Annotated in this window: 19 protein-coding genes; 12 read left to right on the top strand and 7 right to left on the bottom strand. The window is 45.9% G+C overall.

Features of this window, described 5'->3' with window-relative positions; all coding sequences use genetic code 11:
• Positions 1 to 332: 332 nt before the first annotated feature.
• Positions 333 to 1,220 carry a DMT family transporter gene (locus tag OO774_RS01150; RefSeq protein ID WP_264904023.1) on the top strand — a complete coding sequence of 296 codons (888 nt, stop codon included), beginning with the start codon at positions 333 to 335 and terminating at the stop codon, positions 1,218 to 1,220.
• A gap of 71 nt (positions 1,221 to 1,291) precedes the next feature.
• On the opposite strand, the gene gpmM is transcribed toward OO774_RS01150, so the two are convergent.
• Complete coding sequence (gpmM, locus tag OO774_RS01145; RefSeq protein WP_264904021.1) at positions 1,292 to 2,824, bottom strand: 2,3-bisphosphoglycerate-independent phosphoglycerate mutase; 1,533 nt, start codon at positions 2,822 to 2,824, stop codon at positions 1,292 to 1,294.
• Between the two features lie 553 nt (positions 2,825 to 3,377).
• Here gpmM and OO774_RS01140 point away from each other — a divergent pair.
• From OO774_RS01140 to OO774_RS01115, 6 genes are all read left to right on the top strand, one after another.
• The gene (locus tag OO774_RS01140; protein WP_264904019.1) at positions 3,378 to 3,812 is read left to right on the top strand and encodes a rhodanese-like domain-containing protein; all 435 of its coding nucleotides are present in this window, start codon (positions 3,378 to 3,380) and stop codon (positions 3,810 to 3,812) included.
• A 206-nt stretch (positions 3,813 to 4,018) separates the two neighbouring features.
• A complete protein-coding gene (gene secB / locus OO774_RS01135) occupies positions 4,019 to 4,489 on the top strand; it encodes a protein-export chaperone SecB (protein WP_264904016.1) in 471 nt (156 codons plus the stop codon).
• Positions 4,490 to 4,699: 210 nt separating this feature from the next.
• Complete coding sequence (gene gpsA, locus OO774_RS01130; RefSeq protein ID WP_264904014.1) at positions 4,700 to 5,737, top strand: NAD(P)H-dependent glycerol-3-phosphate dehydrogenase; 1,038 nt, start codon at positions 4,700 to 4,702, stop codon at positions 5,735 to 5,737.
• Between the two features lie 72 nt (positions 5,738 to 5,809).
• Positions 5,810 to 6,631, top strand: coding sequence for a serine O-acetyltransferase (gene cysE, locus OO774_RS01125; RefSeq protein ID WP_014233221.1), 822 nt, complete (start codon positions 5,810 to 5,812; stop codon positions 6,629 to 6,631).
• Between the two features lie 29 nt (positions 6,632 to 6,660).
• Positions 6,661 to 7,809, top strand: coding sequence for a murein hydrolase activator EnvC (locus tag OO774_RS01120; RefSeq protein ID WP_264904011.1), 1,149 nt, complete (start codon positions 6,661 to 6,663; stop codon positions 7,807 to 7,809).
• A gap of 128 nt (positions 7,810 to 7,937) precedes the next feature.
• Entirely contained in the window at positions 7,938 to 9,266 is a 1,329-nt protein-coding gene (locus tag OO774_RS01115; RefSeq protein ID WP_264904009.1) for an IS4 family transposase, read from the top strand.
• A gap of 51 nt (positions 9,267 to 9,317) precedes the next feature.
• Here OO774_RS01115 and OO774_RS01110 read toward each other — a convergent pair whose 3' ends face one another.
• The 4 genes from OO774_RS01110 to epmA form a co-directional block, all read right to left on the bottom strand.
• Positions 9,318 to 10,274: a DHH family phosphoesterase gene (locus OO774_RS01110; protein WP_264904007.1), complete on the bottom strand. Its 957-nt coding sequence runs from the start codon at positions 10,272 to 10,274 to the stop codon at positions 9,318 to 9,320.
• A 148-nt stretch (positions 10,275 to 10,422) separates the two neighbouring features.
• The gene (locus OO774_RS01105) at positions 10,423 to 11,058 is read right to left on the bottom strand and encodes a TetR/AcrR family transcriptional regulator (protein ID WP_264904005.1); all 636 of its coding nucleotides are present in this window, start codon (positions 11,056 to 11,058) and stop codon (positions 10,423 to 10,425) included.
• A 21-nt stretch (positions 11,059 to 11,079) separates the two neighbouring features.
• On the bottom strand, positions 11,080 to 11,454 hold the full coding sequence (locus OO774_RS01100; protein WP_264904004.1) for a VanZ family protein: 375 nt from the start codon (positions 11,452 to 11,454) through the stop codon (positions 11,080 to 11,082).
• 9 nt (positions 11,455 to 11,463) lie between these two features.
• Entirely contained in the window at positions 11,464 to 12,435 is a 972-nt protein-coding gene (epmA, locus tag OO774_RS01095) for an elongation factor P--(R)-beta-lysine ligase (RefSeq protein WP_264904003.1), read from the bottom strand.
• A 426-nt stretch (positions 12,436 to 12,861) separates the two neighbouring features.
• On the opposite strand from epmA, the gene frdA reads away from it, so the two are divergent.
• Genes frdA through frdD form a run of 4 tightly spaced genes read left to right on the top strand, consistent with a single transcriptional unit; the run spans position 12,862 to position 16,199 of the window.
• The gene (gene frdA, locus OO774_RS01090) at positions 12,862 to 14,667 is read left to right on the top strand and encodes a fumarate reductase (quinol) flavoprotein subunit (protein WP_264904001.1); all 1,806 of its coding nucleotides are present in this window, start codon (positions 12,862 to 12,864) and stop codon (positions 14,665 to 14,667) included.
• Positions 14,667 to 15,434, top strand: a complete 768-nt coding sequence (locus tag OO774_RS01085) for a succinate dehydrogenase/fumarate reductase iron-sulfur subunit (RefSeq protein WP_264903998.1) — start codon at positions 14,667 to 14,669, stop codon at positions 15,432 to 15,434. The genes frdA and OO774_RS01085 overlap by 1 nt, the downstream gene beginning before the upstream one ends.
• Positions 15,427 to 15,810, top strand: a complete 384-nt coding sequence (gene frdC / locus OO774_RS01080) for a fumarate reductase subunit FrdC (protein ID WP_264903996.1) — start codon at positions 15,427 to 15,429, stop codon at positions 15,808 to 15,810. The genes OO774_RS01085 and frdC overlap by 8 nt, the downstream gene beginning before the upstream one ends.
• Before the next feature lie 11 nt (positions 15,811 to 15,821).
• Entirely contained in the window at positions 15,822 to 16,199 is a 378-nt protein-coding gene (gene frdD / locus OO774_RS01075) for a fumarate reductase subunit FrdD (protein WP_264903993.1), read from the top strand.
• A 179-nt stretch (positions 16,200 to 16,378) separates the two neighbouring features.
• Here frdD and efp read toward each other — a convergent pair whose 3' ends face one another.
• Positions 16,379 to 16,945, bottom strand: coding sequence for an elongation factor P (gene efp / locus OO774_RS01070; RefSeq protein WP_014233232.1), 567 nt, complete (start codon positions 16,943 to 16,945; stop codon positions 16,379 to 16,381).
• Between the two features lie 32 nt (positions 16,946 to 16,977).
• Between efp and epmB the strand changes: the two genes are divergently transcribed.
• Positions 16,978 to 18,000, top strand: a complete 1,023-nt coding sequence (gene epmB, locus OO774_RS01065; RefSeq protein WP_264903992.1) for an EF-P beta-lysylation protein EpmB — start codon at positions 16,978 to 16,980, stop codon at positions 17,998 to 18,000.
• 100 nt (positions 18,001 to 18,100) lie between these two features.
• On the opposite strand, the gene OO774_RS01060 is transcribed toward epmB, so the two are convergent.
• A complete protein-coding gene (locus tag OO774_RS01060) occupies positions 18,101 to 18,664 on the bottom strand; it encodes a phaC PHA synthase (RefSeq protein WP_264903991.1) in 564 nt (187 codons plus the stop codon).
• Between the last annotated feature and the right edge of the window lie 178 nt (positions 18,665 to 18,842).

Below are 18,842 nucleotides of genomic sequence, written 5' to 3'. Positions count from 1 at the left end.
TTGACTGCATTATCACGCAATCGAAGCTCTTCATTTTTATGATAAAAAACAGTTCATCGAGCAAATGTCAATCGCTGGAATGCCCCTTATGGGTCATTCCAGCGAGCCTTAGTGAGACTAGGAATCTAATATCAGCGCTTTGAAAAGTTTTAGGAATTGTCTCAGCAACAAAGCGCTCTAAAAGTAGATTCTGAATCACGCTCGTGCCTCGCTGTTCAGAATGACGAGGTGAATTGAGCGGCTTTTTCTTTGCCGCTAACTTGTTCTTTTACATCGATACAATTTAATGCATATTAGTGCTCCCTCCCGAACCAACAGGACTTTACTCAATCATGGGTTATGAATGGCTGGCACTTTGTGCTGCTTTTTTGTGGGCGATCTCTAGCTTAATTTCCGTCATTCCGGCGCAGCATTTGGGCGCTTTCGCTTATAGCCGTTGGCGTATGGGGTGTACAGCGGTAATACTTACGACCATGGCTTGGGTGACGGGTGGCTGGCTAAGTGTGTCGATGGAGCACATCACACCAATGATGGCTTCAGGCTTAATTGGTATCTTCATTGGTGATACTGCTCTGTTTGCCTGTATGAATCGTATGGGGCCAAGGCAAGCAGGGTTGCTGTTCTCCTGTCATGCTGTGTTCTCAACCATCCTTGGCTATTTCCTGTTTAGTGAAAGCATGACCAATACGGAATTGCTCGGCTCAGCGCTGGTATTCAGTGGGGTCGTAATGGCCATTTTCTTTGGCCGACGCGGGCAAACGAATAACGTTTTAGAAGAGGTCAAAGGCAATATCTGGCTAGGGGTAGGATTAGGGCTCACTGCTGCAATGTGTCAGGCGCTTAGTGGCATCATTGCCAAACCAGTGATGCAAACCAGCGTTGATCCTGTTGCTGCATCGGCGATTCGTATGATCAGCGCTTTTATTGCTCACTGCTTATTGCTTTTCGTCGGAGTCAAAGTCGCCAGACCGACACAACATATTACGTGGCGTGTTTTTGGCATTACCGCTCTGAACGGTTTTCTCGCCATGGCGGTTGGTATGACACTGATTCTTTACGCGCTTCGTGAGGGAAATGTAGGCATGGTCGCGTTACTGTCCTCTACCACACCAATCATGCTACTACCACTGCTCTGGATTTATACCAAGCGCAGACCAAATAGATTTGCCTGGCTAGGCGCTGCTCTCGCAGTGATTGGAGCAGGAATTTTGGTCCACTAGAGTTCAAAGAACATCAGAAACAAAAAAGCCCGAGATCAACTCGGGCTTTTATCATTCTGCATTTCCGTTAATTACTTAACCAGAATATCACCAGACATTTCTGCAGGAATTTCCAGGCCAGCAAGAGAAAGCATAGTTGGCGCAAGATCAGACAGTTTACCGCCGTCTTTAAACTCAACCGCTTTGTCACCTACGTAGATTAGAGGTACTGGTAGGTTTGTGTGTGCAGTGTGAGTACCGCCAGTTTCTGGGTCAACCATCATTTCTGCGTTACCGTGGTCAGCCGTGATAAGTAGCTGGCCGCCCGCTTCTTTGATAGCTTCAACCACTTTGCCTACGCTTTCGTCTAGCGCTTCGATCGCTTTTTCAGCCGCTTCGTAAACGCCAGTGTGACCAACCATATCTGCGTTCGGGTAGTTACAGATGATAGTGTCGTACTTACCAGATTTAATAGCCGCTACCAGCTTCTCTGTTAGCTCTGGAGAGCTCATTTCTGGTTGAAGGTCGTAAGTAGCAACTTTTGGAGAAGCAACAAGTTGACGCTCTTCTCCGTCAAATTCGCTTTCAACACCGCCGTTGAAGAAGAAGGTAACGTGAGCGTATTTCTCGGTTTCAGAGATACGTAGCTGAGTTTGACCTTGCTTAGACAACCACTCACCGTACGTGTTCTCTAGAGACGTAGGTGGGAACGCGATTGCTAGTGGGATATCCGCTGCGTATTGAGTCAGCATCACAAAGTGAAGTGTTGGGAATGCTTCGCGCTCAAAGCCATCAAATTCAGGTACGAATGCGCGTGTGATTTGACGTGCGCGGTCTGCACGGTAGTTCATAAAGATAACTGCATCGCCATCTTGCATGATTGCGTCTTCTTCGCCTTCCGCTTTGATTGCTGTCGCTTTCACGAACTCATCATTTTCTTCACGAGCGTAAGCCGCTGCCAAGCCAGCTACTGCAGTTTCAGCGGTGAACTCTGCTTTCGCTTGAGTCAGAAGATCGTAAGCTACCTGAACACGTTCCCAGTTGTTGTCACGGTCCATTGCGTAGTAACGGCCCACTAGAGAAGCAACTCGGCCTTTACCTAGTTTCGCGAATAGATCTTGGAAACGTTGTAGCGAGTTTTCTGCGCTACGAGGTGGCGTATCACGGCCATCCAGGAAGCAGTGTAGGTAGATTTTCTCTGCGCCACGAGCTGCAGCCATTTCAACCGCTGCGTAGATGTGATCTTCGTGAGAGTGTACGCCACCTGGAGACATCAGACCCATGATGTGTACGGCTTTCTCAGCTTTTACAGCGGCATCGATAGCTTCAACCAACGCTGGCGTTTCTGCGAATTCGCCGTCAGCGATAGATTTAGTAATACGAGTTAGGTCTTGGTATACAACGCGACCTGCGCCAATGTTAGTGTGACCAACTTCTGAGTTACCCATTTGACCATCAGGAAGGCCAACATCCATGCCTGAAGCAGAGATTAGAGTATTTGGGTTGTTCGCAATCAATGCATCCATTACTGGCGTTTTCGCATTTGCAATTGCGTTACTTGCTGTGTCTTCACGGTAACCGTAACCGTCAAGGATAACTAGAGCCAATGGCTTCTTAGCTGACATAGTGATGACCTCATCAAATTTAGTAACTTTTTGGCGTAGGGCTTCTCTGCCCCATCTAACCTTGAAACAAAACTAGCGTAATTTTACTACACTTTTTAACCAAAACTGTAGGTTAAGATCAAATATTGTTTGCGATTTATTGTTGCTATCTTACAAGTTTAGCGAGCAACGTGTCTCTGTCAGCAAACCTGTCCAACAAGCATAGTCACTCCCCACAAGCTTTGTATACCCGGTCGATATTCGATTTTTACGTCCGATTTTGGCTGTAGAACTTACTAAGCTTGTCGAATATTAGACATGACTTGTTGCCGTAAAAGATAAAACCTATTGCTTATTGTTCTCCTTTTGCTGAAAAACAGAAGTCACTTAGACCAATAGCTACAATAGGAAATGTTGATGAATAAAGCCGCGACCAGTGACAGGAGTATTCAGGCGGGATGAATTTGTAGAGATCTCAATTATTGGTTAGAAAATTTTAACCCTCTCGCCTAAGAGGCCTAACCTCGCTATACTCCTGCTTTAATTTTCCGCCAACAGTGCAAGAGCTCAAGACATGCAAGAGTACATTGAATTTTTCCAACAAAACATGATTCTATCTTTGGTTTGGGTAGGTCTTCTTATCGCATTTATCCTGAATATCGTTAAGTCAGCGACAGCGGCGTACAAAGAAATCAACGTAAACCAACTGACTCACCTTATTAACCGTGAAAACGGTGTTGTGGTAGACACTCGTACACAAGATGAATTCAAAAAGGGTCATATCACCGATTCACTTCACATTTTACCGTCAGATATCAAATCAGGTAGCTTCGGTAGCCTTGAAAACCATAAATCCGACCCAATCATCCTAGTATGCAAGACGGGCCAATCCGCTCAGGAGAGCGCAAACCTACTAGCAAAAGCAGGATTTACAAACGTAAGCCTACTTAAGAATGGTTTGACTGCATGGAACGAAGCGAACCTTCCTTTAGTACGCGGTAAAAAGTAGTACTAAGGTCGCCTTCATCGCGATTGAGAGCTTAGTGGATAAAAAACTGAGCAAATAAAAAGCAGTTGAAGCCCTAAGTTGTGACGCTTTGCACGTAATACACGCTTCATCTAGTCACGGTAAATTTGCTCAGTTAGTCTCAGGACAAACCAGATTTCTGGGTTTAGGCGTTCTAAGCCCAACCAATGTTTATTAAGGATTTAAAAATGGCAGAAGCTACACCACAAGACGCACAACAAAACTTCGCAATTCAACGCATCTTCCTAAAAGACGTTTCTTTCGAAGCACCTAACTCTCCAGTAGTCTTTCAAAAAGAGTGGAACCCAGACGTTAAACTAGACCTAGACACTCAAAGCCGTGAGCTTGGTGAAGGCGTTTACGAAGTGGTTCTACGTCTGACAGTTACTGTTAGGAACGAAGAAGAAACAGCGTTCCTATGTGAAGTTCAACAAGGTGGTATCTTCACAGCTGAGCAAATGGAAGCTGGTCAACTAGCACATTGCCTAGGCGCATTCTGCCCTAACATCCTATTCCCATACGCTCGCGAAACTATCTCAAGCCTAGTAGTTAAAGGTACGTTCCCTCAACTGAACCTAGCACCAGTAAACTTTGATGCTCTGTTCATGAACTACCTACAACAGCAAGCTCAACAAGGTGAAGGCGAAGCTGAAGCGTAATTCACGTTTGTAAGTGACGTCTCTGGTTGAAGACAACCAAAAGCGTCACATACCTAAGAAAATGCACAAAGCGTCCACCGAGCGATGCGATGTGCATTTTTTATTTCTGAACAAGTTGCTAGACAAACCCTAGTTCCTAGCCTCTATAGAGCGTAAAATCTGGCGGTAATGAACTAGATTCTACAAGAAGAATAACGATTAGGCGGTAGTATGACACAAGCAAATACCAACAATGCTTACGGTAAAGACATCGCAATGACTGTAATTGGCGCGGGCTCGTACGGAACCTCGCTGGCAATTTCTCTTGCTCGTAATGGTGCAAACATCATCCTTTGGGGTCACGAGCCTGAGCATATGGCACGCCTTGAAGCAGATCGCGCTAACCATGAATTCTTACCTGGCATCGACTTTCCAGAAAGCTTGATTATTGAATCGGATTTGGAAAAGGCGGTTCAGGCAAGTCGTGACTTGTTGGTTGTCGTTCCTAGCCATGTATTTGGTATCGTTCTGAAAAGCTGCAAACCTTTCTTACGTGAAGATACGCGCATCTGCTGGGCGACCAAAGGCCTGGAGCCAGAAACGGGCCGCCTGCTCAAAGACGTTGCCTTTGACATCATCGGAGAAAACTACTCGCTGGCAGTATTGTCAGGCCCAACTTTCGCAAAAGAGCTGGCCATGGGGCTACCAACTGCAATTTCTGTTGCCTCACCGGATGCTGAATTTGTTGCTGATCTGCAAGAGAAAATCCACTGTAGTAAAACGTTCCGCGTATACGCTAATAGTGATTTCATTGGTATGCAACTTGGTGGCGCAGTGAAGAACGTCATTGCCATTGGTGCTGGTATGTCAGACGGCATTGGGTTTGGTGCAAATGCACGTACTGCCCTCATCACACGAGGTTTAGCCGAAATGTGTCGTTTAGGTGCCGCTCTGGGTGCGAAGCCAGAAACCTTTATGGGTATGGCTGGTTTAGGTGATCTTGTTCTCACCTGTACCGATAATCAATCACGTAATCGTCGTTTTGGTTTGGCATTAGGTCAAGGGAAAGACGTCGATACCGCTCAGGAAGAGATTGGTCAAGTTGTGGAAGGTTATCGCAACACCAAAGAGGTATGGATGCTCTCTCAGCGTATGGGTGTTGAGATGCCGATTGTTGACCAAATTTATCAAGTATTGTATCAAGGGAAAGAAGCGCGCCTGGCAGCACAAGATTTACTTGCTCGTGACAAAAAGTCTGAAGGTAAATAGCACCCTAACACCTCATCTGAGAAGAATATAAGTTGTCGGATCACGGAAGAAGAAACACTCAGGATATTGAGAATGAAACACTGCGAAAAACAAAAAGTCTGGAACAAAATTGTGGCAGAAGCCCGCGAAATGTCAGAGCAGGAGCCAATGCTGGCCAGCTTTTACCACGCGACTATCATCAAGCATGAAAGTCTCGGTGCTGCCCTGAGTTACATTTTGGCCAACAAATTAGACACAGCCTCGATGCCAGCTATGGCAGTGAGGGAAGTGATTGAAGAGGCATTTATCGCCGATCCAAACATTACCGACTGTGCGGCTTGCGACATTTGTGCCACAGTGAATCGTGACCCAGCAGTTTCTATGTACTCTATGCCTCTGCTGTATTTGAAAGGCTACCACGCGCTACAAGGATATCGTGTCGCAAACTGGTTGTGGTCACAAGGTCGTCATGCATTAGCGACTTACCTGCAAAACCAAATTTCGGTCGCGTGTCAGGTTGATATTCACCCTGCGGCGCGAATTGGCTGTGGGATCATGCTCGATCACGCTACTGGTATCGTGATTGGTGAAACCGCCGTTGTAGAAGATGATGTATCTATCCTGCAGGACGTTACTTTAGGTGGTACGGGTAAAGAGTGCGGTGATCGTCACCCGAAAATCCGTGAAGGCGTGATGATTGGTGCTGGTGCCAAAATTCTCGGTAACATCGAAGTGGGTGAAGGTGCCAAAATTGGCTCTTGCTCCGTGGTTCTACAACCGGTTCCCCCTCACACGACCGTGGCTGGGGTACCAGCAAAAATTGTGGGCCGACCAAAAACAGATAAGCCATCACTCGATATGGACCAAGGCTTCAATGGCAAATCTCAAAGCTTTATCCATGGAGATGGTATTTAATCGCTCTCTAATTTTTATATAACAACAATGTGGTAGGTAACTCTCAAGTGCGAAAACAAAATCATCCTGTGCTCCGCTCGGCTATTTTATTAACTTGTGCTTTATCTGCCACGTTCCCCCTCACCTCTTCCGCTGTGAGTCAGCAAGAGTTGAAAGGGGTCTCCAGCGAAATCAATCGCCAGAAGAAAGCCCTCACCTCTCAAGAAAAGCAACTGAATGAACTGCAAAAATCTTTGAAAGACCAAGAACTAGGGATCTCATCCTTAGAACGAGAGATCAAACAGACCAAAGCAGACCTCACTCAAGCCGACAAAAACATCAATAACTTAGAAGAAAAGATCGCCTTACAAGAAGGTCAGCGACAGACTCAGGAAGAGGAGCTAAAGCAGCTTCTGCAAACCTATTACGTGACTGAGCGTGCTAAAGCCAATGGGCACTTGCTCAATCAAGGCGTCGAAGAAGATCGTATCAGCCAATACTTTCAACACTTGGCAAAAACGCGCTCTGAAATCATTGATGCCATTACCCAAACCACTCAAAAGCTAGAACATAATAAGAACCAACTTGAGTTGGAAAAAGCGCAGATTGAAACCCTGCTAAAACAACAATCTGAAAAACGTACTGCTCTGGCCAGTACCCAATCGAAACGTAAACAAACACTGAGCAAAATTCAGGGCAGTATAAAAAACGATAAACGCTATCTGGCAGAGTTGCAGCGCAATGAAACTCGCCTTAAAGCAGAAATCGCTAAAGCGGCTAAACGTAATGCGGTACCAATGGACGGTTTAAGTAAGCAACGGGGCAAGTTGCCGTGGCCAATAAACGGCAGTGTTCTGCATAACTTCGGCACGCGTCAGACTGGTCAAGTTAATTGGAAAGGCATGGTGCTCTCCGCCAACTATGGTCAACAAGTGAAAGCGGTTTATCCAGGCACTGTCGTATTTGCCGAGTACTTACGTGGTTATGGTTTGGTGGTCCTGCTTGACCATGGTAAAGGAGACATGACCCTCTACGGATATAATCAAGCGCTGACGAAAAAAGAGGGCGATAGAGTGACCGCTGGTGAAGTCATTGCGCTTGCTGGTGACACTGGCGGCCAAGACAGAGCATCCCTCTACTTTGAGATTCGTCGTAACAGTGAAGCGCAAAACCCAAAATCCTGGTTAAAGCGACTGTAAGAAAAATAACCGAAAAAGAAAAAGGAGCCGATGGCTAATGCCGATCAGTTAAGCAATAAATGATCGGTTGAACGATCCTCCAACTCGTTTATAAAGGCTCTAAGAATTCAATCTTAGAGCTTTTTCTTTTGCAATTAACTACAGCCTTATCACTTGCTAATCGCTATGCACCAAACACTGAACAGCTGGGAAAGCTAAGTGATATTCTCTCCCCCGATTTTATTAACCAATGCCTTGAAACTACTGGTGTAGCAACTATTCGTAAGCGTCGAATCCCCCTTGATATGGCTGTCTGGTCTGTGATTGCCATGTCTTTGTATCGACAAGAGCCTTTATGGAGCATTGTGTCAAAAGCCCAACTGATGCTACCAGGTAAGAAATCGTTGGTAGCCCCAAGCGCTATTGTTCAAGCTAGACAACGACTAGGAGATGAAGCGGTAAAGCAAGTTTTTCATCAGAGTCAAAGGCTTTGGAATCAAGAGGCACAACACCCCACATGGTCAGGGTTGAAGTTGCTTGCCGTCGATGGTGTGCTTTGGAGAACGCCGGATAGTGATGAAAATCGACAGGCCTTCAAAGCCCCTTCAAATCAGAATGGCGACGCGAGCTTTCCTCAAGTTCGCATGGTATGTCAGATGGAAGTGACCAGTCATATGCTTATTGCTAGTGCTTTCGATAGCTATAAAACGAATGAAATGAAGCTGGCAGAAAACCTAATCGAAACCACTCCAGACAATAGTTTAACGATGTTCGATAGAGGCTTTTTCTCGCTTGGTCTGTTGAATCGCTGGGCTTGCACTGGTCGCGAGCGTCACTGGATGATCCCCATGAGAAAAGGGACTCAATACACGGTAATAAGTAAACTTGGAAGAAACGACAAGCTTGTTGAGTTGAAATCTAACCCTCAAGCCAGGAAAAAGTTCCCAGACCTACCAGAAGCCATACAAGTACGACTGATAACTCGAACAATCAAAGGGAAAGAGGTCAATATCTTCACATCCATGACAGACGCAATGCGTTACCCAAGTTCAGAAATAACGGACTTGTATAGCCATCGTTGGGAGATAGAGGTAGGTTACAGAGAAATGAAATCAGCGCTTCTTAAAAATGAATTTACACTAAGAAGTAAAAAGCCAGAGATGGTTCGCCAAGAGTTATGGGGACTGCTTTTAGCCTACAATATACTGAGGTATCAGATGGTTAACATGGCCTCCAGCATACCTGGTTTATATCCAAACCAACTGAGTTTCACGACTTGTGCTCACGCCATTATTCATCTAATCCATGGCTTCTGGCTAGAATCAGCAGGAACGATACCAAAGAGGATCACTCACTTGATAGAAGAGACCTCTCACCATGTATTGCCTATCAAACGAGAAGATCGGATATACCCGAGGGCCGTCAAAGCAAAAGTCAGAAAATACCCTAATAAAAAGAATGCCAGTCAGCTTAACTGACTGGCATTAAGCCGATGGCTCCTTTTTACACAAATGAATGACTATAAATCGTTACGCGTAATACGTTTCAACCGCATCAATAAATGCGCTCACATCATCTTTGCTTAACGCATTGATTCCCGCTGCAGCCTCTCGACCACCGCCTGTCGGGAACTGTCCACAAACCGTAACCGCACCTTGTTTATTATTCAATGGCGCGCGCAGTGATACCGTATAAGTACCATCGGTGTTTTCAGTTAAAACTGCATGAGCCGAATCCGGGTTCTGGTTCGCCAACCAGTTGCCATAAACCCCGCTGATGCGGCGTGACGCTGCATTATCTGGCAATTCAAACAGCTTCAGTTTTTCGCTTTCATGAGTCGCTGGAATCGCTTGGGCGGCATCCATATCTTGCTGATAAGCTGCTTGAAGTTGGTAGAATGGTGAAGCCGTATCAGTAATCACATCAAACGGTGAGGCATATTGCTTCAACGCTTGATATAAATCCGCCGGATGAAAATGCAAGTCATCCACTTTGGAGCCATAGCCGTTGTAATTGATCAGAGTGCCCAGCTCTTTGAGTTGCGATTTTTGTTCCGCCGAAAAACCAGCAAGGTCAGCCAGTTCATCCGCTTTAGCGATAAGGTTATCACCGTAAGCAGCGGTGATGGCCCAAGCATGAAAGCGCCCCTGCAACAGTTTATCCACAATCAAAGCGGTACACATATTCGCATCGAGATCGATGTGCGCATCTAAATTACCATGCTGTGGAATGTCACCCGCTTTATGGTGATCGGCGTAAAAAACATGAGCGCCCTGAGCCAAAGCATGCTCCAGACCTGCCATGTTCTTTTCCATCGAAACGTCTAACACGGTCAGTTCATCACCCGCTTGTACATCCACGGTTTCCACCAGCTTAATATCGCGTTTTACACCCGTTACTAGCTTGGCTTCGAGAGGATCAGCTAAGCGCAGTTGTAACAGAGCAATAATACCGTCTGCATCACCATTAAAAATATCGTAATTCATTGAAAGATAATTCCTTTATCGAGAAGTTTTTGCCCAGCTATCACTTGGGAGATTTCACCTATTGTGCGCAGCGTGTGCCACAAGTCAACTCAAGGTACGACTCGAAAGTGAGAGAGTTACTCGAAATTAAGCTTAAAATAGTACGCAATTAGCCCTGCATCGCACTTACGCCATCTTCCAACAGCAATAGCTGCTCCAACCCTTGCTCCGTTGCGACTGGTTTGACCACATTGATCATCTGAAGCATGCCTTGTCGCACCATTTGCTCGGTAATATTGGATTTAGGTAGCATCGCAGACTGATAAGACAACCAACTGCAAGCAATTAAATGCAGCGTGCATACTAGCGAGGTTAACTGCTGCTGATCAACATCAAGCAACTTGAGGGCAACGAACTCCTGCATAATCGCAATCAGATTGGCTTGCAGTTTGTCCTGCACCTCGATGTACTGCTCGTGAAGTTGTTCATCACGCGACAAAATCTCTGGCAAATTGGCGTAGAAAAAACGGTACTTCCACATCAGCGTGAAGGTCGAATCTAGGTAGCTCTTCAGCATAGTCAGACTCTCTTGCGAGCCTTTAAGAGGGGTAAATCTTTCTAAAAGTTCTGCTGAATAAAGCGCAAAGATTTCGCGGACGATTTCTTGCTTATTGCGAAAGTGGTAATAAAGATTACCTGGGCTGATTTCGATGTGATCGGCAATGTGATTAGTGGTGATATTTCGCTCACCATGTTGGTTGAACAACTCCAGTGCCGCGTAGACTATTTTGTCGCGCGTTTTCATTATTATCGTATTTCCTTTTCGTTAACGAATCGAGTATAGCGACTTCACCAACCTAGGTCGATAGAGGCTCCAAATACGGTAACATAGCAGACCAGTCAGAATCCCCGAGCCATTTGCTACAAGGTCTAACCATGAGGTTTCTCTACCGACATAACCTTGCAGCCATTCGATCATTGCGCTGAACAACAGAATACTTATCGCTACCGTCCAACGTTGACGCCAATGGCGAACACAACAACAGGCAACAAAAGCGAAACTCGTGTAGGCCATTAAATGCTGTAGCTTATCGAGGTAAGTAAAAGTCCCCCACTTTTGCAGCTCTCCTGAGCTGAGCGATAAATACGCAATCACGGCAGCGCAACCGAAAATAATCAAACGCCCGACCGTTCGGTTCATTGGATATCCTTATGCAATAGGGAATGGGAATGCGGTTACCTGATCAATATGTTCACAGCCTAATCCCAACATGATGAGTCGATCAACCCCTAACGCTACACCAGCACAATCTGGCAACCCGGCCTCTAGTGCCGCAATAAGATGGTAGTCAATCGGCTGAGGCTTCAAACCCATCTCTAAGCGTTTCGCATTGTCTTGTTCAAAACGCGCAAGTTGTTCTTTAGGATTGTCTAACTCATGGAAACCATTGGCTAGCTCTATCCCTTTAAAATACACTTCAAAGCGATCAGCGACACGGCCATCTTGAGGGTTTATTTTTGCTAATGCCGCTTGCGATGCAGGAAAGTCATAAACAAACACTGGCGAATCCTGACCGATCTTATTCTCAATACCAATACTAAACAGCAGTTGTAGCAAAGTATCGCGGTCATCTTCCGTATCGGCAATATCACTCAGCCCCAGCTTTCCGGCGACAACTTTAAGCTCAGACATTGAGCCTTCAAGCGGGCACACACCAAGAACGTCAAGAAACGCCTGCTGATAAGTCATACGATGAGCCGAGCCACACTTCAGCACTCGCTGTAGCAACTCATTCATCTCTTCCATTAACTGATGATGGTCAAAACCTACTCGATACCATTCCAGCATAGTGAACTCAGGGTTGTGGTAACGGCCATTCTCTTCATTGCGAAACGCTTTATTGATCTGGTAGATACAGCCACTACCCGCCGCCAATAAACGTTTCATATGGAATTCAGGACTGGTCATAAAGAACAGCTTACTGCCGTCAGCATAGCCAGGGCCAACAAACTCGGTTTGAAAGGTATGCAAATGAATATCCGTCACCGTCGCGTGGCTCATGGCAGGCGTATCCACTTCCATCACCTGTCGTTCGGCAAAAAATTGGCGAATAGTGGCGATTAACGCCGCACGTTGACGAAGTTGTTCAATAGAAGCGGTCGGTTGCCAGTTGGTTTGCATAACAAGTCTCTCGAAGCTTGGGGCTAGCGGTCAAAGCTGACATTCTACATGCTTTTTCCTTTTCGACGAGAAACGATTTTCACCTGGGAATAACGGAACCTGAAGCCCGAACTTTTTGCGCCACAAAACAAAAACAACACTCACTACAAAACTTGTTATCAACACCACCAACAGTCAGCAACACTCCATTAACATTCGATAATTTGAGGTAGAAGTTACAAATTGTCTCGCCGTGATTGCAATCACATAACCTATAATTTTTATGCTCTTAAGTGCATTACCAAAGAAAAAACCTAAATACATCAATATTTATCTCATGTAGCTCCACTACACTGATCCCTACTACTTTTGGGGAACTCCTCTTCGAGGCCCCCTCACTATCACAATAACAAGCGGATTTCCGCAATCACTCACTGGAGGATAACTGTGCAAACTATCACCACAGATATCGCAGTCATCGGCGCTGGCGGCGCTGGTCTTCGTACTGCTATTGCAGCAGCAGAGGCAAACCCTGATTTAGAAGTTGCTCTAATTTCTAAAGTGTATCCTATGCGCTCACACACAGTCGCAGCGGAGGGTGGCTCAGCAGCAGTTATCAAGGATGAAGATAGCTTAGACAATCACTTCAACGATACCGTTGGCGGTGGCGACTGGCTATGTGAACAGGACGTCGTTGAATATTTTGTAGAAAACTCAACCCGCGAAATGATCCAAATGGAACAATGGGGTTGCCCTTGGAGTCGTAAAGAAAACGGGGAAGTTAACGTTCGCCGCTTTGGTGGTATGAAGGTTGAACGAACTTGGTTTGCAGCGGATAAAACCGGCTTCCATATGCTTCATACCTTATTCCAGACTTCAATGAAGTACAGCAACATCAAACGTTTTGATGAGTACTTTGTGTTGGATCTGCTGGTTGATGACGGTGAAGTGCAAGGCCTAATCGCCATCCACATGTCCGAAGGCGAACTGGTTACCATCAAAGCTAAGTCTGTGGTACTTGCTACCGGTGGTGCAGGACGTGTTTACCATTGTAACACCAACGGCGGCATCGTAACGGGTGACGGTATGGCAATGGCTTACCGTCATGGTGTTCCACTGCGTGATATGGAATTTGTTCAGTACCACCCAACTGGTCTTCCTGGTACCGGTATCCTGATGACTGAAGGTTGTCGTGGTGAAGGCGGTATTATTGTCAACAAAGACGGTTACCGCTATCTGCAAGATTACGGCATGGGCCCAGAGACGCCAGTGGGTCAACCGAAAAATAAATACATGGAACTGGGTCCACGTGACAAAGTTTCCCAAGCTTTCTGGCATGAGCAACAAAAAGGCAACACCATCAAGCACCCACTGGGTGATGTTGTGCATCTCGACCTTCGCCACCTTGGTGAAGAGTACCTGCAAGAACGTTTACCTTTCATCTGTGAGCTAGCGAAAGCTTACGTGAACGTTGATCCTGCAAAAGAACCTATTCCAATTCGTCCGACCGTGCACTACACCATGGGCGGTATCGAAACGAATGGTGGCTGTGAGACTCGTATTAAAGGCCTATTCGCGGTTGGTGAATGTGCATCAGTTGGTCTGCATGGCGCGAACCGTCTTGGCTCTAACTCTCTGGCTGAGTTCGTGGTATTTGGCCGAGTTGCGGGTGAAAACGCAGTGAGACGTGCAGCCGAGTTCAAAGGCTGGAACGACGACGCTATCGCGGCTCAAGTGAAGTCTGTAGAAGAACGCATTGCCAGCCTGATGAACCAAGAAGGCAATGAAAACTGGGCAGACATCCGTACTGAAATGGGCCACACCATGGAAGCGGGCTGTGGTATCTACCGCCAAGAAGATCTGATGCAAGCAACCATCGATAAGATCACGGAACTTAAACAACGTTACAAACGCATCAGCATCAAAGACAAAGGCAAAGTGTTCAACACTGATCTTCTGTACGCAATCGAAGTCGGTTACGGCCTGGAAGTGGCAGAAGCGATGGTTCACTCTGCAATCCTGCGCAAAGAATCTCGCGGTGCGCACCAACGTCTAGACGATGGCTGTACTGAACGTGACGACGTGAACTTCCTGAAACACTCACTTGCTTTCTATCAACCAGACGCAGCGCCTAGCATCGACTACAGCAATGTAACCATTACTAAGTCTCAGCCTAAAGCGCGTCTATACGGTGAAGCTGCAGAAAAAGCCGCAGCAGAAGAAGCAGCGAAGAACGCAGAGGAGCAAGCATAATGTCAGCAAACCGCATCCAGAAAGTAGACATTCTGCGTTATGACCCAGAAAAAGACGCAGAACCGCACTTACAAGCTTTCGAAGTACCATTCGATGAAACAATGTCTGTGCTCGACGCGATTGGTTACATCAAAGATAACCTAGACAAAGACTTGTCTTATCGTTGGTCTTGTCGTATGGCGATCTGTGGCTCGTGTGGCATCATGGTCAATGGCGTGCCTAAACTAGCGTGTAAGAGCTTCTTACGAGACTACCCAAATGGTCTGAAGATCGAACCATTAGCTAACTTCCCGATCGAGAAAGACCTGATCGTCGATATGACGCCGTTTATTGAGCGTCTTGAAGCCATCAAGCCTTACATCATTGGTAACGACCGTAAGCCTGAAGACGGCACTAACATACAAACGCCTGAGCAAATGGCGAAATACAAGCAGTTTGCTGGCTGTATCAACTGTGGCCTGTGTTACGCAGCGTGTCCTCAATTCGGTCTCAACCCAGAGTTCATCGGCCCTGCAGCGTTGACATTAGCGCACCGTTACAACTTAGATAGCCGTGATAACGGTAAAGCTGAGCGTATGAAGCTGATCAACGGTGATAATGGTGCCTGGGGTTGTACGTTTGTCGGTTACTGCTCTGAAGTCTGTCCAAAGAGCGTGGATCCTGCCGCAGCAGTAAACCAAGGTAAGGTAGAGTCTTCTATGGACTTTGTAATTGCGATGCTGAAACCAGATGGTTCAGCCAACACAGTGGAGGCAAAGGATGAGTAATCGTAAACCTTACGTTCGTGAAGTAAAACGCACTTGGTGGAAAGATCATCCGTTCTACCGCTTCTACATGGTGCGAGAAGCGACCGTTCTACCGCTGATTCTATTTACTATCTTCCTGACTTTCGGTTTAGGTTCATTAGTGAAAGGTCCTGAAGCTTGGCAAGGTTGGTTAGAATTTATGGCAAATCCAATCGTAGTCGCGATCAACATCGTTGCCCTACTTGGTAGCTTATTCCACGCACAAACCTTCTTCAGCATGATGCCGCAGGTGATGCCAATTCGCCTCAAAGGCAAGCCTGTAGATAAGAAGATCATCGTACTGACTCAGTGGGCAGCCGTGGCGTTTATCTCACTGATCGTTCTCATCGTGGTGTAAGGAGCTGAACAATGAAACCAAATTATAGTGTAAATACCGCACCAAAACGTTCGGATGAGCCAATCTGGTGGGGACTGTTTGGTGCAGGCGGTACCTGGTTTGCCATGATCACTCCTATCACCGTACTTATACTTGGTATCCTCGTTCCACTGGGCGTGATTGATGCAGAAGCAATGAGCTACGAGCGGGTATCTGAATTCGCGACCAGCATCATTGGTGCGCTATTTATCATCGGTACACTAGCGCTGCCAATGTGGCATGCAATGCACCGTGTTCACCACGGTATGCACGATCTTAAGTTCCACACTGGTGTAGTGGGTAAAGTGGCATGCTATGCGTTCGCTGGCCTAATTAGCGCACTATCCGTTATCTTTATCTTCATGATTTAAGACACTTTTATAAATGAAAAAAGCTGGCTTTATGCCAGCTTTTTTGTTTTTGGTCACCTATGATCTTTTTACTAATAGAGCGGTACTCTCCATTGTTCACATTGCCCTATAAGCTGATAAATTACAGGCAATAAAAAAGGCCGCCGAAGCGACCTTTTTATTCGATACGTTTAAGTGAATTACTTCACACGACCTACGTATTCACCAGTACGAGTGTCAACTTTGATCACTTCGCCAATTGCGATGAACAGTGGAACACGTACAACAGCGCCAGTTGATAGTGTCGCTGGTTTACCACCAGTACCTTGAGTATCACCTTTCAGACCTGGATCTGTGTCAGTCACTTCCAGCTCAACAAAGTTTGGTGGCGTCACTGAGATTGGGTTACCGTTCCAAAGTGTGATCATGCAAGTGTTGTTTTCTACCAACCACTTAGCGTTCTCACCAACTGCTTTTGCATCAGCAGCGATTTGCTCAAACGTCTCATTGTTCATAAAGTGGTAGAATTCGCCGTCTGAATATAGATAATCTAGGTCGATATCCATTACGTCTGCCACTTCACAAGTGTCACCAGACTTGAATGTTTTCTCTAGCACTTTACCAGAAAGAAGTTTACGAATTTTCACGCGGTTGAACGCTTGGCCTTTACCTGGTTTAACGTATTCGTTTTCCAGAATTACGCAAGGCTCGTTATCAAGCATTAACTTAAGACCGCCTTTAAATTCATTGGTGCTAACTGTAGCCATTTTTTCCTCTTACATTCTTAGAGCTAAATTCAATGCCGCACATAATAACCCGAAAAGTCGATTCTGTTGAGCAAAACTGGCTCAAACAGTTGGCGAATGGGATCTCTGATCCTGCAAAATTGCTCGAAAAACTGGAAATAGATCCCTCACCGTGGCGAGACGGGTTTGCCGCGCGCAAGCTGTTTGCACAGCGTGTACCGCAAAGTTTTGTCGATCGAATGGAAAAAGGCAATCCCAAAGACCCTCTTTTACGTCAGGTTTTACCGTTAAGTGAAGAGTTCGAAGTGCATAAGGGCTACTCCAGCGATCCACTTGAAGAGCAAGACAACGAAATTCCCGGCTTGCTGCACAAATATCGCAATCGTGCGCTGATGATTGTTAAAGGAGGCTGTGCGGTGAATTGTCGCTACTGCTTCCGTCGACATTTCCCGTATCAGGATAACAAAAGTGGTAAACAAGCCTGGGCTCAAAGTCTCGAATATATTGCGCAGCAACCCGAGCTGAACGAAGTGATCTTCTCTGGTGGTGACCCATTAATGGCGAAAGATGATGAACTTCAGTGGCTGATAGAGCGGATTGCACAAATTCCGCATATCAAACGTCTTCGAATTCACAGCCGCTTACCTGTGGTAATCCCAGCGCGTATAACCGATGGGCTATGCCAGATACTTCGCGACTCCCGCTTGCAGGTTATCTTGGTCACTCACATCAACCATGCAAACGAATTAAGTAGTGAGCTCGCCTCACAGCTGTTCAAACTCAAACAGTCTGGTGTGACTCTACTCAACCAAAGTGTGCTGCTTAAAGATATCAATGACTCTGTGGATGCCCTAGTCGACTTGAGTGAAGCCTTATTTGATGCGGGAGTGTTACCTTATTACTTGCATGTATTAGACAAAGTTCAAGGGGCTGCGCACTACTTTGTTTCCGATGAGGAGGCAAAAACGCTCATGCGCGAAGTGATTACACGTGTGTCTGGTTATCTGGTGCCAAAACTTACGCGAGAAGTCGGTGGCAGGCCAAGTAAAACACCACTGGATCTGCACTTAGAGTAAGCGTCCCGCTAGATCAAATAAGCTAAAACATGAAATATAAAAAGACCCCGACATCGGTTCGGGGTCTTTTTGTGTTAAATCTTATTTTGCTAACTTCAGATTATTTCGCGAAGTTAATCAGTGGGAAACACTTCAAGAAACCGTTATCCGCACAGTTAAGCAGACCGATTTGAATACCGTCAATTTGGTCTGTCATGTTAAAGAAACCTAGCTGGAAGTTAGACTTTTTAGAAATACTAGCCAGACCGACATCCGCCATTGTATAACCTTCAGAGTAGTTCACCGCACTCCAGTTAAGACCGTTCACATTGTTCGTAATATTAACCGCACCCAGGTTGAGACCTGTTGTTTGGCCGCGGTTCCAGTTAACCAAACCAAGTGAAGCACCTTTCATTTCTTGGTTTACTTTTGCAGCGCCAAAGAACAAACCAAAGTTAATGCCTGTAGTACGATCGGTTTCTGACATACCAAGTAAAGAGAAATCAACCCCTTTCACTTCGTTAACCTGACCATGTAGAACAGCTAAGCGAACACCACCCACTTCAGAGCGAGATGGTGCATTCGTGTGATCGATAGTAGAAAACATCACAGGAGTACTGTCAGCAAGCGCAACAGGTGATGTAACCGCGGATACCACTGCCAAAGACGTCAAAAGCTTTTTCATTCTAATCTCCGTTATATTAAGCATTATTTACAACATAGCGTATGAATTCTCATTTTCTAGTTGCTAAGCTAAAAAACGTTACTCGCACGTCATATTTAACAAGTTGACTATAATAGGAAAAATATAGACTGACTATATTTCACTATTTTCGGAAGTGTTTCTTGCACCAACCCCTCAC

It is taken from the genome of Vibrio sp. STUT-A11 (assembly GCF_026000435.1).
Taxonomy (GTDB): Bacteria; Pseudomonadota; Gammaproteobacteria; order Enterobacterales; family Vibrionaceae; genus Vibrio.
This window is presented reverse-complemented; position numbering and strand designations above follow the sequence as displayed.

Excerpts from the sequence above, each read along its gene's own strand:
- OO774_RS01150 (WP_264904023.1), top strand. The coding sequence starts at position 333 with ATGGGTTATGAATGGCTGGCACTTTGTGCTGCTTTTTTGTGGGCGATC.
- gpmM (WP_264904021.1), bottom strand. The coding sequence starts at position 2,824 with ATGTCAGCTAAGAAGCCATTGGCTCTAGTTATCCTTGACGGTTACGGT.
- OO774_RS01140 (WP_264904019.1), top strand. The coding sequence starts at position 3,378 with ATGCAAGAGTACATTGAATTTTTCCAACAAAACATGATTCTATCTTTG.
- secB (WP_264904016.1), top strand. The coding sequence starts at position 4,019 with ATGGCAGAAGCTACACCACAAGACGCACAACAAAACTTCGCAATTCAA.
- gpsA (WP_264904014.1), top strand. The coding sequence starts at position 4,700 with ATGACACAAGCAAATACCAACAATGCTTACGGTAAAGACATCGCAATG.
- cysE (WP_014233221.1), top strand. The coding sequence starts at position 5,810 with ATGAAACACTGCGAAAAACAAAAAGTCTGGAACAAAATTGTGGCAGAA.
- OO774_RS01110 (WP_264904007.1), bottom strand. The coding sequence starts at position 10,274 with ATGAATTACGATATTTTTAATGGTGATGCAGACGGTATTATTGCTCTG.
- OO774_RS01105 (WP_264904005.1), bottom strand. The coding sequence starts at position 11,058 with ATGAAAACGCGCGACAAAATAGTCTACGCGGCACTGGAGTTGTTCAAC.
- OO774_RS01100 (WP_264904004.1), bottom strand. The coding sequence starts at position 11,454 with ATGAACCGAACGGTCGGGCGTTTGATTATTTTCGGTTGCGCTGCCGTG.
- epmA (WP_264904003.1), bottom strand. The coding sequence starts at position 12,435 with ATGCAAACCAACTGGCAACCGACCGCTTCTATTGAACAACTTCGTCAA.
- OO774_RS01085 (WP_264903998.1), top strand. The coding sequence starts at position 14,667 with ATGTCAGCAAACCGCATCCAGAAAGTAGACATTCTGCGTTATGACCCA.
- frdC (WP_264903996.1), top strand. The coding sequence starts at position 15,427 with ATGAGTAATCGTAAACCTTACGTTCGTGAAGTAAAACGCACTTGGTGG.
- frdD (WP_264903993.1), top strand. The coding sequence starts at position 15,822 with ATGAAACCAAATTATAGTGTAAATACCGCACCAAAACGTTCGGATGAG.
- efp (WP_014233232.1), bottom strand. The coding sequence starts at position 16,945 with ATGGCTACAGTTAGCACCAATGAATTTAAAGGCGGTCTTAAGTTAATG.
- epmB (WP_264903992.1), top strand. The coding sequence starts at position 16,978 with ATGCCGCACATAATAACCCGAAAAGTCGATTCTGTTGAGCAAAACTGG.
- OO774_RS01060 (WP_264903991.1), bottom strand. The coding sequence starts at position 18,664 with ATGAAAAAGCTTTTGACGTCTTTGGCAGTGGTATCCGCGGTTACATCA.